The sequence below is a fragment of the Terrimonas pollutisoli genome, assembly GCF_029360765.1.
Classification (GTDB): Bacteria; Bacteroidota; Bacteroidia; order Chitinophagales; family Chitinophagaceae; genus Terrimonas_B; species Terrimonas_B pollutisoli.
Genome location: NZ_JARKNA010000003.1, coordinates 277,172 through 292,528, shown reverse-complemented (window position 1 = coordinate 292,528; position 15,357 = coordinate 277,172). Strand labels below are relative to the sequence as shown.

The following is a 15,357-nucleotide window of genomic DNA, read 5'->3' as shown; positions in this document are numbered from 1 at the left end:
GGCGTTCTCTTGTTGGTGATATCATCCATGCTTGAAATTTTGCAACCTATCTTACCAAAACTATTTGCTGGTTACCGATCAATACCTTCTTCGTTTGGTTCCAGAGTTGCAACACATAAGTTCCCGGCTGCAGGTTCCACATATTCACTTCCGCTGAGCTGCCTCTCGCCAGGTTCGTCAAACCGTTCACCTGTTTTCCATTGTGATCAATGATCCTTAACCCGTACTGGTAAGCGGGATTAAGATTATTAATAATAACCATACCACTTGTCGGGTTGGGGAAGAAAGAAATGACCGCATTGTTATTCGTTGGGTCTAACAGCGATGTGAACACGGCATTAAGCGGTGGGCTTGAAGGACTGATGCATCCGTCAACCGTGTACGTATAACTGTAATTACCGTTCTGCGTGATGGCAAGTGTCTTTTCTGTTTTGCCTGCCATCGCTGCTGCACCGTCGTACCATTGATAGGAACCGCCGGTCGCAGGTGCTGTCAACACATTACCATTCTGCGTCGGCATCGCTCCGGCCGCAGGTGTAAGTTTAACCACAAAGGATGTGTCTTTAAAAGAAGAAGATGATTGATGCGCATAAGTGACCCTGATCGTATGATAGCCAGTATCAGTCACTGAATAATTAAACGAACTGTCAGCAGCATTATATGGTATTGCCGTCGTATTATCTATCATTATCGAGATCGTATACGGCGCTGCAACGGGATTTAAGAGTTTCCCGGTTTGTGTTGTTGTGCTGCTGCAAACAGGTGAAATAATATCATTGATCACAGGAGTCGGAATAGGCGGTATCAACGTAGACGCATCCACTTCGTAAATGAATCCTGCATAACCATATACCGAATCCGTTATCTGCCCGCTGACCAGTGTTTGCCCATCCTGCCCAATCGTAATGGATGTGGCTTTGTTTTGCCACGCACCATAACCATCTTTTGTGAATGTATTGATCGCATTTCCGGATGTATCAAATGTCACGATATGGATCTTTGACATTGTCTTGATCACCGTATCGATGATATGACCGACAATTGTGATTTTTTGCCGCTGTTTGCTCATGGCAAAATCACCGACCTTAAAGATATGTCCAACCGGCGCAGCAATGGATTTGGTCCATACCACATCACCATTTGTGCCTTTGAATTTCCGGATAAACACATCATTGCCCTGGGTGCTCAATGCATAAAAGGAACCGTTCAATTCATAACCTTTCAATGTGAGGATGGTTGAATCAAAACGTTTGGTCCAGAGAAGTGTTGAATCGGTAAGACGATATTTGAAGATAAGGTCCCTCAAACTGCTGTCTTTAGCCGCCACGTAAAAATTATCCTTGCCCTCCCGTTCTACGGAGTTGAACCATCTTATATCCAGCGATGACCAAAACCAGTAGTAAGCATTGGCAACAGGCAAATACCCCTGCCATAATTTACTTAACGAAGCTTTCCTGTTCCTGCCAACCGGTTCGCTGAATAATAAAACAGTGTCTTTTGTATAAGGGAAATAGGTTGTCGGTTTCAACAACTTGTAAGGCCTTGCTGTCCACTGGCCGGAAATGCCGACTACCCCCGGCATTGAAACATATGGAAAGATACTTGAATTAACACTTGATCCCGCTACATAAGAAAACCATGTTCGGCCCACACTGTCCTGGAAAAATTGGTACGGATACATGATGGACGTACTTTGAAGGCGGGAATAAGAAGAGAAAATCGTACCTGTCGTATCAATTCCAACGATATTGAAGGTCTCGGGATTGGCTACCTGTGAAAAATAAAAGTGGTTATTGCTGGCATTGGCATATTTATAATAAGGAACAAAAGTGATCCCGGAAGTATCGTTTGTCCCCAGCCTGTCAATGCCTTCATAAGGATCGAGTGTATCGCCAAGTGTCTTTTCCGATATTTTATTGAGCAAGGCATCGACTACCGCTACCTTCAATGATTTGCCGATTTTTTTTACGATCATTTTTTTGTTGGCTGATACATTTGCAATACTTACTACCGACGAAGTATATTGTATGTTGGATTTGTACAAATGTGTTGGGCGGGGCACGAGGTCCAATGTATCAACAGAACCACCGGCGACATTGCCCGGCATAATGCCGGTGGTATAAATTTTGTCTCCTATTAATCTCGCGGTAAAGCCACCCGGGAAATCTTGGGTGATATCGCTGGCGGGAACAAAACTCCTTTTTAACACCGTACCATCTCTTCCACGGATCTTCATAAAAGCCCAGCTTACTGCAGCCTGGTTATCCGGTAAACCGTAACCAGTTAAATAAATTGTTTCATTATTGTCAATATCCATCGACACCATCGCTTCAGCTTTGCTCACATTGACCGGCTGGGTGCGAAATGCATGATTGAATTCCCAGGTCTTGGTACCGGTATTAATATCTATTTTATTGACAAAACATTTTTCGGAAATGCTACCGACATACGCATGACGCCACGAAGTATAAAGAGCACCATTTTTTACTTTATGGTCAGCATAATAAAAATCAAAAGAGCCCCCGTTTTTCACGAACCATTTGAGCGTTCCGTTGGAGATATCAATGCAGGAGACCATTCCATTTTTGAATCCCGATTCTTTACTACCATAAATGAACAGGTTATTGCCGTCCTGCGCTAAATCTTGTACCGGGTAAAACCGATCTGTGCCGGTACACATACGAACCTTCCATTCGAACGCGGGGTTATCAAAACTCGTGTACTTGTAACAGCTATCCCTGCTGGCCAGGAATATATTGCCATTGGTTGCTACATGGATACCAAATGTGCCTTGGCCGGGACAACGAAGGTCTACATAGCCCAGGTTTTCACCCTTTGCCTTACTGTATCGTATTAATCGTACTGTATTCACGCTAACTGTTGTACTCGCATACACCACAGTTTGCATATCGTAATCAACAAGGATAGCGGGCGAACCCACCACAGGTGTCAATGGCACCATCCAATCGATGCTTCCATTACTGGCTCTTATTTTAGCCAGCTTGCCATAATTCATCCAGGCATACAGATTGTTGTCACTGCCTAAGATAAATTGGGTGAAGCCGATATTAACCGGCTCAATACCTGATGCGATAAAATTGGTCGGATAAGCTGTCCAGATGGTTTTGCCGGAAGTATCCACTTTAATAATAGTAGATGCGGTGCTGTGATCCCCATCGGTTGACGAGTTGGAAATATAAGAATAGATACCGTTGTTGATAATTTGCCCGGGGCTGGCCGGTCTTAACTTTTGCAGCGTATCGCTGAAGAGATGCATTTGCTGGGCATGCACAACGTTGATAAGCAGTACGGAGCTGATCCAATAGGTTACCCGAATTTTTTTCATGCTTAAAAATAATAATTAGCATTAAAATCGCGAAGCATCTTTCACTCACCTTCGATTTTGATTTTTTCTGCTTGTTGAGATCTCTAAAGATCTCTCTTTAATGTCTAACACGGAAAACTACTACCGGTTCCTTTTAAAATATTACTTTAGACATCCTGCAATTAGTAATAAAATTTAGAACCATGTCTTCAAATTTTTTTTGGTAATAACGCAACTGACTTTGTATTTTCATTTATCAGCACGGCCAAATCAAAACCCCAGCAAATCGATTGGCAAATGGGTAGGTGTAACCACTCAAAATGATTTTGAAGCCTTGGATTTTATTGATAGTGCAAAATTATAATTGAATCAGTTTCTGGTGAGGAATTCTCATCGGCAACTCATAGAATAATACTGCAAAAACCAATGTGATTTGATACCAACGTGGTGATTCAAATATATCCTTGTCAACCACAATCCCTGGAAATTTCACTCTTCTTATCGCCAGGCCGGCACATCGGTGTTATACATTTTAGTGTTTACCATTACACAGTTCTGTGTTTACCACTATTGCGCAGTTCAATGCGCTGACATATATTTATTATCGAAAGTGTAAGCCGCTTTCAATAAATCCAATATCATGAACCACCTTCTTCGCTTAATTGCATTTGCAATTTGCTGTCTTTTCTGTTCACTATTTTCCCCGGCGCAAACCACTAATACTTATACCAGCAGCACTACCTGGAATGTACCGGCCGGTGTCAACACTATTATTGTAAGAGTCTATGGCGGCGGCGGTGGTACCGGTGGCCGTGATTGTGGAGCCGGCTGTACCAATGCTCTGGGAGGGCCAGTTGGTTATGTTTATGCCTCGTACGCTGTTACACCGGGAGATGTAATTGGTATTTACCCGGGAGGAAAAGGAACAGACGGCGCAAACAATGTAACCAATACCGGCGGAGGCGCCGGCGGAGTTTCATCATATAATACCGCTTATAATGGGGGAGTTGGAGGAAATGCCGGGGCATCAGGTTCCTCAGGTGGCGGGGGCGGTGGTGGCGCTGCATCCATAGTTTCTGTTAACTCGGTAATCAAAGTCGTTGCAGGCGGTGGTGGTGGTGGGGGCGGTATGGCTAATTCTCCCAATTCCGGCAAAGCCGGTTCTTCCGCCACTTCTGCAAACGGAACCTCCAATACAGGTGGCAATGGTCAGCCAACTGTAGGTGATGGTGGCGGTGGTGGTGGGGGCGGCGGTGGTCAATATGGATCTGTTGGCGGAACTGTTTACACAGTTGGTGGCGAAAAGGCCGGAAATGGCGGTTACAGGGGCAATAATGATGTTACGGGGACAGCTATAACTTTTTACGATAGTTATGCAACATGGGCCAATGCCGGAAGAATTGAGATCACTTATTCAAGTGTAATCTTCGGCGGAACTACTTCATCTGATCAATCGTTGTGCGGTAGTCAGCAGCCTTCGGAGCTTAGCTTATCCGGGTTCTTCGGCAGTTCAATACAATGGCAATACTCAGATAATAACAGCACATGGAATAATATTTCCGGCGCCACTTATCCTATTCTCAGCACATCACAAATCGGCAGCCTTAGTGCTACACGTTATTATCGTGTATTGGTAGATGGTAGTACAACTTCTACTGTTACCACTATTGCAATAGTTAATCCGGCAGCAGGAATCGCTCCATCAGGTAGTGGAACTGTAGCGGATCCCTATCTCATTTCTTCAATGGGCAATCTCAACTGGATAACGGCTGATGCTTCACGATGGGATAAACATTATAAACAAACAGGTGATATTGACGCCTCCGTTACTTCAACGGCATGCTACAGTCCGGGTGCAGGATGGAGCCCCATTGGTAATGCTGCTACCAAATTTACAGGCTCTTATGATGGACAGGGTTATAGCATCACTGGCTTGTATATTAACAGGCAAACAAATGCCTATACCGGGTTATTTGGATTCTTATCAGGTGCAGAAATAGCTAACCTGGCTTTAGTTAATATCAATCTAAGAGGTGGTAAATATGTGGGAGCTTTATCAGGAGCGGCAGATGGGGCAACAAGTGTTACTAATGTAGATGTATCCGGGAACGTCAATGCAAATTTTTACGATTATGAAGCAGGAATTGGCGGGCTTATCGGATGGTTTTACGGCAACCAGGGCCTTGTTGACCAGTCTTCCTCATCCGCAAACATATCTTGTTATGATAATACCAGTATGGCTACCTGTTACGGAGGAGGGCTGCTTGGTGTATCAGAAGCAACGTGTCAAAATTCATTTTCCACGGGCAATATTACAATGGATGGGTCTTATGATGGAAATGTGAATGCAGGAGGTTTTGTTGGCAACAGCAGCGGACAGATCATGAATTGCTATGCAACCGGGTATGCCGAAATATGGAGTGCTTACAACGCATATTACACATCCATGGGAGGCTTTGCTGCAAAGAACAGTGGCACGATCGCTAATTGCTATGCGCTTGGCTACAGCACCAATTATGATAGCTACTCAGGAGATAGCTACGCTGCTGGTTTTACAGGCGATAACAGCGGACAGATTACAAATTGCTATTCTACCGGGTATGCTAATGCCAACTCAATGTCCGGTGGACTGGTAGCCAACAACAGTGGAACTATTACCAACAGTTTTTATGATATGGATGCTAGTATCGGTGATGATGGCTCAGGCACAGCAAAAACAAATTCTGAAATGATACAGTTGGCAACTTTCTTCAATGCAAGCTGGGATATGAAATGCGAAACATTAAATGGAATGAATGATGTATGGAGGATAAATTCTTCTTACAATAACGGTTACCCTACCCTGTCCTGGCAGAATTATTCAATGAACTGCCCCGAATGGGTGGGAACATCGAATACAACATTTGGAGAAAATAGTAACTGGGGTAATAACTTTACTCCGGCAGAAGGAATGGATATTGTAATAAGTGCTTCCGCAGTAAATAACCTTGATCTGCCACAAAACTGGTTAGCCGGAAATATTACTTTTAACGGGTCCGGTAAACTCATACAGACTGGAAATTACAACCTCACAATTGGTGGCACCGTTTCCGGCGCCAATGCGTCAAATTATATCCGTACAAACGGTAGCGGTCTGGTTCAAAAAAATATTCCGGTCGCAGGCTCCTTTAACTTTCCTGTTGGCAACAGCGATTATAACCCTGTTGCAATAACCAACAACAGCAGTAGCAGCGATGATTTTACCGTAGGTGTACTGGACGAAGTTTATGCCAATGGAAGCAATGGCGCTACCGTTACAGGCACAAGGGTACAGCGTACCTGGAATATTGGTAAAACGAATGCCAATGATGGAAGCGGGATCGACTTTGTATTTAACTGGAGCGGCGGAGAAACAACCGGCACATTGATAACGCCGTCGCTCTATCACTATGGCACTGCCTGGGATATACAAACCGGCACTACATCTTCTACAGCAACAAGCCTTACTTATACAGGCTACACCGGCTCCTTCTCGCCATTTTCTGTAATGGAAGGAAGTTCTATCCTTCCCGTTAGCTGGCTCAGCTTTACTGCACAAAAACAAACCAGCAGCGCATTGCTCAACTGGAGTACCGCTTTGGAGCAGGGAGCAGATAGTTATACCATACAGCACAGCACAGATGGCGTCAGTTGGAAAATGATTGGTCTAAAGCCTGCTGCCGGCAATAGCAGTACAATACAGCAGTATACATTTATCCATCCACATCCTGCTACAGGTATAAACTATTATCGTTTGCTGCAACGTGACATTGATGGCAAAGAAAATTACAGCAAAATCGTATCGCTTAGCTTTGACGATCTGGCAAAGCCGCTGACCATTTATCCCAATCCTGTTTCAAACGGGATGCTGATGGTAAAATTGATAAACCCAGCAACTATAAAAGTATTCAATAGTGTGGGGGCATTGATGCTGCAAAAGAATTTAATGGCAGGAGAAACTCAATTGAAACTTACGCATTTGTCAAAGGGAATTTATACCATTAAAGCAGGAGACGAAACAATCTCTTTTATTATACAATAGGAAAATCTTTTACGACTATTTCTGAACCGAATCACATGACGAAAAAAACCAGCCCTTCAACATGGCTGGTTTTTTCTTGCGTGTAACACAATGTTTTTTATCTCACCCTAAAAGCTTGTACACCCCCTCGTTAAATTCTTCCAGCGAAAAAGGTTTTTCAAAAAACAGGTCCGCCCCGTTTTCCAATGCCACATCACGGGCCGAACCAAAACCTGAAATCATAATGATCTTGAGAGAAGGATATTTTTTCTTGAGATAGCTGATAAAATCAACCCCATATCCATCAGGAAGTTTATTATCTAAAATGATAGCCAAAGGCTGATGTTTCTTAAGATATTCATCCGCGGACAAAAGGCTGTTGACATAATCCAATTCAAATTTGCTTTCACTGAGGATCATATCCAGCACTAAACCCATTTGGCCATCGTCATCAACAGCCAATATCTTGTTTGTTATATGCTGATTCTTCGAAGCTGCTTTTGCCATAAGTTTTTTTTGATCGGTGAGCACAACTACTCAAATTTAGGGCCGAAGTTTATCGCACAGCATCTTTATTATAAACCTCCTTCCACTTAATACTTAAATCGTTTGACACCTTCCAGCCTGCTGTCCTTTTCACTGAAACCATCATGATGATCTATGTTAACTTTTACTGATCCTCCTTCCTGCAGTTCGAACACCGCTTTCAGGTTATCCGTTCCCTCTGCTCCGCCGATAAACGTATTATTACCGCTGTACCGTAGCCCTTCTATAATCTGCCCGTTTCTTTTTACAAACAGCATGTCGCCATCTTTATAAAACTCTAACAGCGATTGGTCATCCATCCTATAAATACCACTGATCTTTCTATACACTTCCGGGGCCGGTTTAAATTCTTTTTGCATCACCACGTCGAACTCAACCATTTTTTCTTTTTTGCTGTTCTCCTTCACCTGCAGGATGCGGTTGATCGCATCGGGCGATTTGGATGAAGGATCTTTTTCGATATAGGGATCATTTTTGAAATAGACCTGGGTGATCAGGTCCTGTTGCCCCTCCCCTGAAATACGCATGTGAATATGGGCGGGACGATAGATGCCGTCTCCGCTAATGGGATAAGGCACAGGATGTGTAGTGACAAAATGATATTTGCCATTCTTACCTACCCGTTGTGATCCCCGGTAGCGGAAATCATCCGTGGTATTATCATATACTTTGTGTTCGTCGCATTGCCATATCTCTACCAGGCAATTCGGGAAAACAGTTTTGCCATCTGCTTTATATATCGTGCCGGAAAGATGGAACAGCGGCCCACTATAGCCTGCCGGATTGATATTTACCCGCAGCGGCGCATTGGGACGATAGAATGGTCCCAGCATATCCGTAGTGGTAGCGGTATCACCTATATACTTTTCATTGTCCCAGCTGATTGTTCCAAACACACCAACACCGAAAGCTACCATACCGGTATGCTGAATAAATTTTCTTCGTTGCATAAAACTGTTTTTGAAGTGAAGAATAACTTTTACTTTTCAGCTGGTACCGCCAATCAGTTTCATGGGGAAGAGCGGGAAAGAATATGCAGCGACTCGCCGGAAAAAAGAAAGCTTACTGAAAGTAATAAAAAATTAAAACTTGCTTTTATTTTTTTTTATTTCTCTGCTTGGTTCCTGAGTAAACTGAACCTGTCGGACGCTGAAACCCGGATTTACTATCAGGAATAATACAGCGGAGTACAACATCATAGCAGGAGTCAAAAAAGAAATAATTAAATTGATCATTAAAAAAACTATGACTTCAAAAACAACCAACCTGCTTTACTGGATCTTTACTATCCTGTTTGCAGGGCTTATGACATTCACAGCCGTGCCCAACCTGTTGAAATCGCCTGAATCCATACAGTTGATCCACGACAGTTTGGGATACCCAATTTATTTTATTCCCTATATCGGTTTGACCAAGTTATTAGGCAGCATTGCCATTTTAATTCCCGGATTGAAAAAAATAAAAGAGTGGGCCTATGCGGGTTTGTTTTTCGACCTGGTCAGCTCGGTTTATTCAGGTATAGCCGCATCCGGCAAATTTGATCCAATGATGCTGATGATGTTGATATGGTTTGTACCCGGCATCTTATCTTATATTTTCTGGAACAAAAAGATGAATGCTACTACTACAACCACATAAACGAAACCCCGCAATCATTTGCAGGGTTTCGTTTATCATTTTTTGAAATTTAATTGGCCGCCGGTGGCATATAAGCCGGCACCGTATTCGATATAGGCTTTATACTTTTGAGGTAGGCAAAAATTGCTTTCAACTCATCATCAGAAAAATGTTTAATGCTTGGCCATGGCATCGGTGGCAATAAAGGTCTTGAACCGGCAACGCCCTTATAAATACCATTCCGGAGAGCATAGATAAATTGTTCTTCTTTCCATGAGCCGATTCCCGTTGAATCGGGAGTAAGATTGGCAGCAAAAGAAACGCCCCATGGGCCCACCCATGCGGTCAGTGTTTGACTGGCAAATACTCCCTTCTTTTGAAGATCTACCCTGTCTACAGGTGGTATCGGCATTTGAGCCGGGTGTCCTGATAATAACAATGTGCTGTCATCGGCAGGACCACGATCGGTCATCTTCTTAGGAGTGTGACAGTCACCACAACCACCAGTCAGGACAAGATGTTCACCCCATTTGACCTGGGTGCCATAACCGCCAAACTCAGCGGTGGTTGTTGCAGTGTTTTTATCATCCTCTTTTTTTTCACTGGCACATTGCGTTAAAAAGAAAAGTGCACCCGTTAGTGCACAAACGATGGTGGTGATTCGTTTCATAAATTTTTAGTTTTAGTTGATGGGGATACTAAAAGATATGATTTTTTTTTACCCGTATTGAAATTTGGTCGCCGGAGTTTAATTTTTTTTGACTTCATTTTGCACACCTCCTTTTGAGCCTGCTGCTAAAGCAGTCATCAATACCATAACTTCATAGTTGCAACTACATTTTTTGAATTGGCCCTTGAGCTTCTGTACCGGCAACTGAATAACTTAATAAATTGTTTTTAACATGATCCAACTTAGAAAATTCGACCAGGGAGACTACGACAACTTAATTTCCTGGATTGACAGCGAAGAAATGCTGATCCGCATCGCCGGCCGGCAGATGTCATTCCCGGTAACTAAAGAACAACTGGATATCTCCCAAAGCGATGCCAAAAGAAATGCGTTCAGCATTATTGATTCAGAAACAGGTAAGTCCATTGGTCATTGCGAGCTTTACCTGTTGGAAAATTCCGCCAAAATTGACCGGGTAATTATTGGCGACCTTTCGATGAAGGGAAAAGGTCTTTGCTACCCACTGATGAAACTGCTATTGGACTATGGGTTTAATATCTTAAAACAATCCGCAATCGAATTAAATGTCTTTGACTGGAACACTGCTGCAATAAGCTGCTATGAAAAAGCCGGCCTGAAAAAGAATAACGATAAAACAATGGAATTCGAAACCAATGGTGAGAAATGGATCGCTTTTAATATGTCAATTGACAGAAAAACCTATGAACAAAATAAGATGACCTCCGCTACACAGGGTGTTTTGTAATCAGTACTACATGAAACTCCCAGCGCCTCTTTTTCGCCATTTATCAACCTTGTCCTGTCGTAAACACTGCAGGCGAAAAAGCAGCGCCTCCTACAACCTCGTCTGGCACGATAAAGAATCTGCGTCCTTTTTATCCGAAAGCGAAAACGACTTACAATTCATCAGGGTCTTCAGGTGCGTTGGCCTGGCAAAGCCCGCGGAGCGATGGCGTTTGCCTAGACTTTTTTGTTCCTTTTTGGGGCAATGCCAAAAAGGAAATAAGAAATATATAATTGGAAAAACTTGTTTTCGAAAAAACTAACATCTTCTACAATTTATAGCGGCCCATTGCTATATTTTATTATCCCAAAAATAAAATTCCCCACCATATTAAGTTTGGCTAACTTTTAGTAACCTTATTCTTTAAACCCTAAATCAAAAACTATGTTAGACAACTTAATGGATCTTGTCCGCAAATATACCGGCAGTGCTGTCAACAGCAATCCGGCTGTACCCAATGAAAAAAATGAAGCGGTGACAGAACAGGCCGGTAACTCTATATTGGAAACACTAAAGAATGCATTGAGCTCAGGAAGAATTGCCGATGTAATGCGGTATTTTAAGAAAGGCGGCGCTGACAACGATGATATCGTCAACGAAGCCACTTCCAACTACGCACAGGACCTGCAAGCTAAGCACGGACTCGATGCTGTGCAGGCACAGGAAGTAGCGGGTAAAGTGGTTCCGCAAACGATGAACGAACTGGCTGCCAAAACAGCTGACCCCAATGACAATAGCTTCAACATCCAGGATATCTTTAATAAACTGAGTAGCGGAAAAACAAGCGGCTTCAATATGGAAAAAGCCATGAATAAATTTACCGGTGGTAAATTCGATAAAGATGGTGATGGCGACCTGGACCTGCAGGATCTCAAAACAATTTTCTCTGGCAGTGGTAGTATTGTCGATAAAGTAAAAGGTTTCTTTAGTTAATGCTTGTTGTTATAAATGACAATGAGAAAAGCGGGGTACATGCACCCCGCTTTTATATTAAATCCACGAATGATTTCTTTTTTTACAAGGCGCCCAGTAAATATTGCAAAGCCACCGCTCCCCTGATGGCCCATGTTTGCCGGGTCTTTGGCTGACCGGCAAAAATAACGCCGGTAAAGCGATAGACCACCTGGTCATTGGCATCCCGGAACTTACCAAAAACAGGGGCACCGGAATAACCCTGTGCAGCATAGGGCTTGATAAAATAATAATAGCGGGAAGTGCCGCCGAGTATGATCCTTGCACTATCCGATGTAGTGGGAAAATTTAAACGCAGCGAAGCATCATAATCTGTAAAGCCATCGGGATTCACTTTGCCCTCCAGCCGTTGCTGCTTCGAATAAAAAGGCGGAATACTGTCGGGATTGGTAGGATATCCAAACACCACAATTTCCTCCGGCTCAGCATCCAGGTATTGTTCATCTACCAGTTCATTGATAAAAGCTATATCAGCATCGGCGGGAAGCTGTATAGGAATTTTTAACAGGTCAATACGGTCCACCATGCTGAATATCTCCGTCTCACCGGTCACCTCCTCGCTGATATTAACCGGCATGATTTTCAGCTCACCTGATTTTTTTAACGGGTATTTCAGGTACAGGGTATCGGCGGTGAAAGTGATAGCCTGCTTCAAAGGACTCATGCCCTTTATCGCATGATAATTACTGACTAAAAAACTCGTGTCGCCAGATTGAAAGAAAAAAGCGGTACCGGTATATTGCTGGCCGCCGGTAACAACAAATATAGGATAGCTGTATTTAGCCAGTTCATCTCCCTCGTTCATTTTTGCGGCCGAAATATGGGACTGCGCCAATGACGCCAGCAGGCTAAAAAAAGGAAGGTATAAGGTTCTCATAGTGCGATGTAATTTACCGGAACACCAATCGAAAAAAGGTTATGAAAATGCAAATATTGCCAGCTGCTTTTCTATAAAACTCAAACGCAAAAGGCCTTTGCTCTGGTATGCAGCATCCCTATCTTAGGCTGTATTTTTTTCACGAACACTGAAAAATTGGCAAGTGGATTTGTCTTTTTTTCATTTCAGAAACGGCTGGCATTGAATTGGCTAACGCATTTTTAAAACTAAAAAAAGGAGGTTTGTATGACAACCGCAATTGCAAAAAAACAAAATGGTAATCCATCCGTTAGTTTTGGAACTGTAGTTGATAACATCTTCCAAAACAGCTTACGTCATTTCTTTGATGACAATTTTTGGGATAACCGCGGTAGCCTCGCCAATGGCCGGGTGCCGGTGAATGTCCGGGAAACAGAACAACACTATGAAATGGATGTAGTGGCTCCGGGTTGCCGCAAAGAGGATTTCAACATTCGCCTCGAGGACAACCTGCTTACCATCTCCATGGACCGCAAAGAAAAAGATCGTCAGCAGGATGAAAAGACAAGCTGGGTGCGCAATGAATTCCTGCAACCTTCTTTTTCAAGAACATTTACCCTCGATGAAACAGTTGATGTAAATAATATCAACGCTACTTACATCGATGGTATCCTGCACTTACAGCTTCCAAAAAATGAAAAGGCAAAAAAAATTGCCCGGACCGTTGAAATCAAATAGCTTTATTAACGGATGAAACACCAAAGGTGGGAAATACCTTCCCACCTTTTATTTAACTTGTTTCGGGCATGAAAACGGCTTTCTATATCGACCTCTCACTTAAGACAACCAACGGGCCTGAACCTTATGCCCGTTTTTTTATCGGTGACGACCGGAAAAAAGCACAAGAATTATTCGACCGGCTGATAGGCAACCAAGAGGTTCAGGACACAGATATGCTGTATCTGGATTTTATGGAAATGAAACAGGACCTGCCCCTGAACCTTAAAATGATCTCCTGCACACTGGAACAACTCTGCGAAAATTGTAAGATCATCACCCGCGGACTGTTTCAACTGGCCAACCTGAAGGTCTGAAGAATTCATTCCCTGTATTACTCATCATGGAGCAAATCCGGAAATATTTTGAAACGATCACGACCCTCACTGATGCCGACTGGCAACTATTTTCTTCCAAACTCCGGCACCAGGAGTTTCCCAAAAAGACAGTTGTCTTAAAAGCGGGACAAACGGAAAACTATCTTTCTTTTATGGAAAAAGGTATCATTCGCTTTTATTTACCAAAAGAAGAAAACGATCTCACCTTCAGCTTTACTTTTCATAACAACTTTGTAAGCGCCTATGAATCCTTTCTCACACAAAATGCTTCGCAATACCAGGTTGAAACATTAACGGATACCATTCTCTGGCGGGTAACTTATGAGGACCTGCAGGAGATTTATCGTGAATCAGCAGCAGGCAACCGCATCGGCCGCCACGCAAGTGAAGAGCTTTTTCTGAAAAAATCAAAACGGGAACTTTCCCTACTGAATGATACAGCCGAAGAGCGGTACTTAAAATTATTGAACGAGCAGCCCAACTTAATTCAGCAAATCCCATTAAAATATCTCGCCTCTTATATTGGCATCACAGCACAGGCATTAAGCAGGATCCGGAAACGAATTTATTAACCCGGGTTCATTGTTTCATGTTGCCCGGCGCCTGACATTTGCTACGACAAATAAGATAAGCTCAAGGAATATTCCCTGTTATAGTGCCTGAACATTTTTAAGCGATCAGGATTTTATCAATCAAAAAAATAAAGAAATGAAACGCCCAGGTAAAATTGTTGACACACAGGGGGATGTTGATAGGGCGTTCCATCTGACCAAATTAAAACAATAAAAAATAAACAGATGAAACCGTTAATTGTTTTATTGGTCGTATTTATCATCGCAGTTGTTGTGTTGAAATTAACAACCGGCAACTACCAGTTTTCACTATCGGCCCGCATTGCCATGTGTGTCATGCTTTGCTTTACCGCCATCGCCCATTTTGTATTTACCAAAGGCATGACGATGATGATTCCCGATTTTATCCCGTATAGAAAAGAACTGGTTTATTTTACCGGCATCCTGGAAATAGTGTTGGGAATTGGCTTATTGACTCCTTCGTTCAGGGTGGTTGCTGCGTGGCTATTGATTGGATTTTTTATCCTCATGCTTCCCGCCAATATCAATGCCGCGATACATAAAATAGATTATCAAAAAGGAACTATCGGCGGCCCCGGTCTCACTTATTTATGGTTCAGAGTTCCATTGCAGGTATTGTTTATTTGCTGGACCTACTTTTCAACGATCGTGAAGTAGAAAAAAATTGGATGATCGTTAATGCATACAGGCCTTGCGAGAAACTACTTTTGATTTCACGCAACGAACGCAAAGTGAACAGCGACGCAAAGAAGAATGAATAGTTTTCTAATCGTTGCGTTCTTTGTTTTCTTTGCGCCCTTTGCGAGAAATACTCTTGAC

The 15,357-nt window shown here is 42.9% G+C and carries 13 protein-coding genes; 8 read left to right on the top strand and 5 right to left on the bottom strand.

Annotated features, from left to right (window positions below):
* Positions 1–46 precede the first annotated feature (46 nt).
* Positions 47–3,346, bottom strand: a complete 3,300-nt coding sequence (locus tag P2W73_RS07845) for a T9SS type A sorting domain-containing protein (protein ID WP_276501456.1) — start codon at positions 3,344–3,346, stop codon at positions 47–49.
* 619 nt (positions 3,347–3,965) lie between these two features.
* Between P2W73_RS07845 and P2W73_RS07840 the strand changes: the two genes are divergently transcribed.
* The gene (locus P2W73_RS07840) at positions 3,966–7,385 is read left to right on the top strand and encodes a DUF8696 domain-containing protein (protein WP_276501455.1); all 3,420 of its coding nucleotides are present in this window, start codon (positions 3,966–3,968) and stop codon (positions 7,383–7,385) included.
* A gap of 102 nt (positions 7,386–7,487) precedes the next feature.
* On the opposite strand, the gene P2W73_RS07835 is transcribed toward P2W73_RS07840, so the two are convergent.
* Together P2W73_RS07835 and P2W73_RS07830 are read right to left on the bottom strand one after the other, a co-directional pair.
* Complete coding sequence (locus tag P2W73_RS07835) at positions 7,488–7,871, bottom strand: response regulator (protein ID WP_276501454.1); 384 nt, start codon at positions 7,869–7,871, stop codon at positions 7,488–7,490.
* Between the two features lie 86 nt (positions 7,872–7,957).
* On the bottom strand, positions 7,958–8,860 hold the full coding sequence (locus P2W73_RS07830) for a dioxygenase family protein (protein ID WP_276501453.1): 903 nt from the start codon (positions 8,858–8,860) through the stop codon (positions 7,958–7,960).
* 295 nt (positions 8,861–9,155) lie between these two features.
* On the opposite strand from P2W73_RS07830, the gene P2W73_RS07825 reads away from it, so the two are divergent.
* Positions 9,156–9,548, top strand: coding sequence for a DoxX family protein (locus P2W73_RS07825; RefSeq protein WP_276501452.1), 393 nt, complete (start codon positions 9,156–9,158; stop codon positions 9,546–9,548).
* 49 nt (positions 9,549–9,597) lie between these two features.
* Here the strand turns inward: P2W73_RS07825 and P2W73_RS07820 are convergent, their stop codons facing one another.
* On the bottom strand, positions 9,598–10,197 hold the full coding sequence (locus tag P2W73_RS07820) for a c-type cytochrome (RefSeq protein ID WP_276501451.1): 600 nt from the start codon (positions 10,195–10,197) through the stop codon (positions 9,598–9,600).
* Positions 10,198–10,429: 232 nt separating this feature from the next.
* On the opposite strand from P2W73_RS07820, the gene P2W73_RS07815 reads away from it, so the two are divergent.
* On the top strand, positions 10,430–10,963 hold the full coding sequence (locus tag P2W73_RS07815) for a GNAT family N-acetyltransferase (protein WP_276501450.1): 534 nt from the start codon (positions 10,430–10,432) through the stop codon (positions 10,961–10,963).
* 423 nt (positions 10,964–11,386) lie between these two features.
* Entirely contained in the window at positions 11,387–11,935 is a 549-nt protein-coding gene (locus P2W73_RS07810) for a hypothetical protein (protein WP_276501449.1), read from the top strand.
* Between the two features lie 82 nt (positions 11,936–12,017).
* Here the strand turns inward: P2W73_RS07810 and P2W73_RS07805 are convergent, their stop codons facing one another.
* Positions 12,018–12,851, bottom strand: coding sequence for a hypothetical protein (locus P2W73_RS07805; protein WP_276501448.1), 834 nt, complete (start codon positions 12,849–12,851; stop codon positions 12,018–12,020).
* A 246-nt stretch (positions 12,852–13,097) separates the two neighbouring features.
* On the opposite strand from P2W73_RS07805, the gene P2W73_RS07800 reads away from it, so the two are divergent.
* From P2W73_RS07800 to P2W73_RS07785, 4 genes are all read left to right on the top strand, one after another.
* The gene (locus P2W73_RS07800; RefSeq protein WP_276501447.1) at positions 13,098–13,568 is read left to right on the top strand and encodes an Hsp20/alpha crystallin family protein; all 471 of its coding nucleotides are present in this window, start codon (positions 13,098–13,100) and stop codon (positions 13,566–13,568) included.
* Positions 13,569–13,636: 68 nt separating this feature from the next.
* The gene (locus P2W73_RS07795) at positions 13,637–13,924 is read left to right on the top strand and encodes a hypothetical protein (RefSeq protein ID WP_276501446.1); all 288 of its coding nucleotides are present in this window, start codon (positions 13,637–13,639) and stop codon (positions 13,922–13,924) included.
* A gap of 26 nt (positions 13,925–13,950) precedes the next feature.
* Positions 13,951–14,517 carry a Crp/Fnr family transcriptional regulator gene (locus tag P2W73_RS07790; RefSeq protein WP_276501445.1) on the top strand — a complete coding sequence of 189 codons (567 nt, stop codon included), beginning with the start codon at positions 13,951–13,953 and terminating at the stop codon, positions 14,515–14,517.
* A gap of 225 nt (positions 14,518–14,742) precedes the next feature.
* Positions 14,743–15,195 carry a DoxX family protein gene (locus tag P2W73_RS07785; RefSeq protein ID WP_276501444.1) on the top strand — a complete coding sequence of 151 codons (453 nt, stop codon included), beginning with the start codon at positions 14,743–14,745 and terminating at the stop codon, positions 15,193–15,195.
* Positions 15,196–15,357 lie beyond the last annotated feature (162 nt).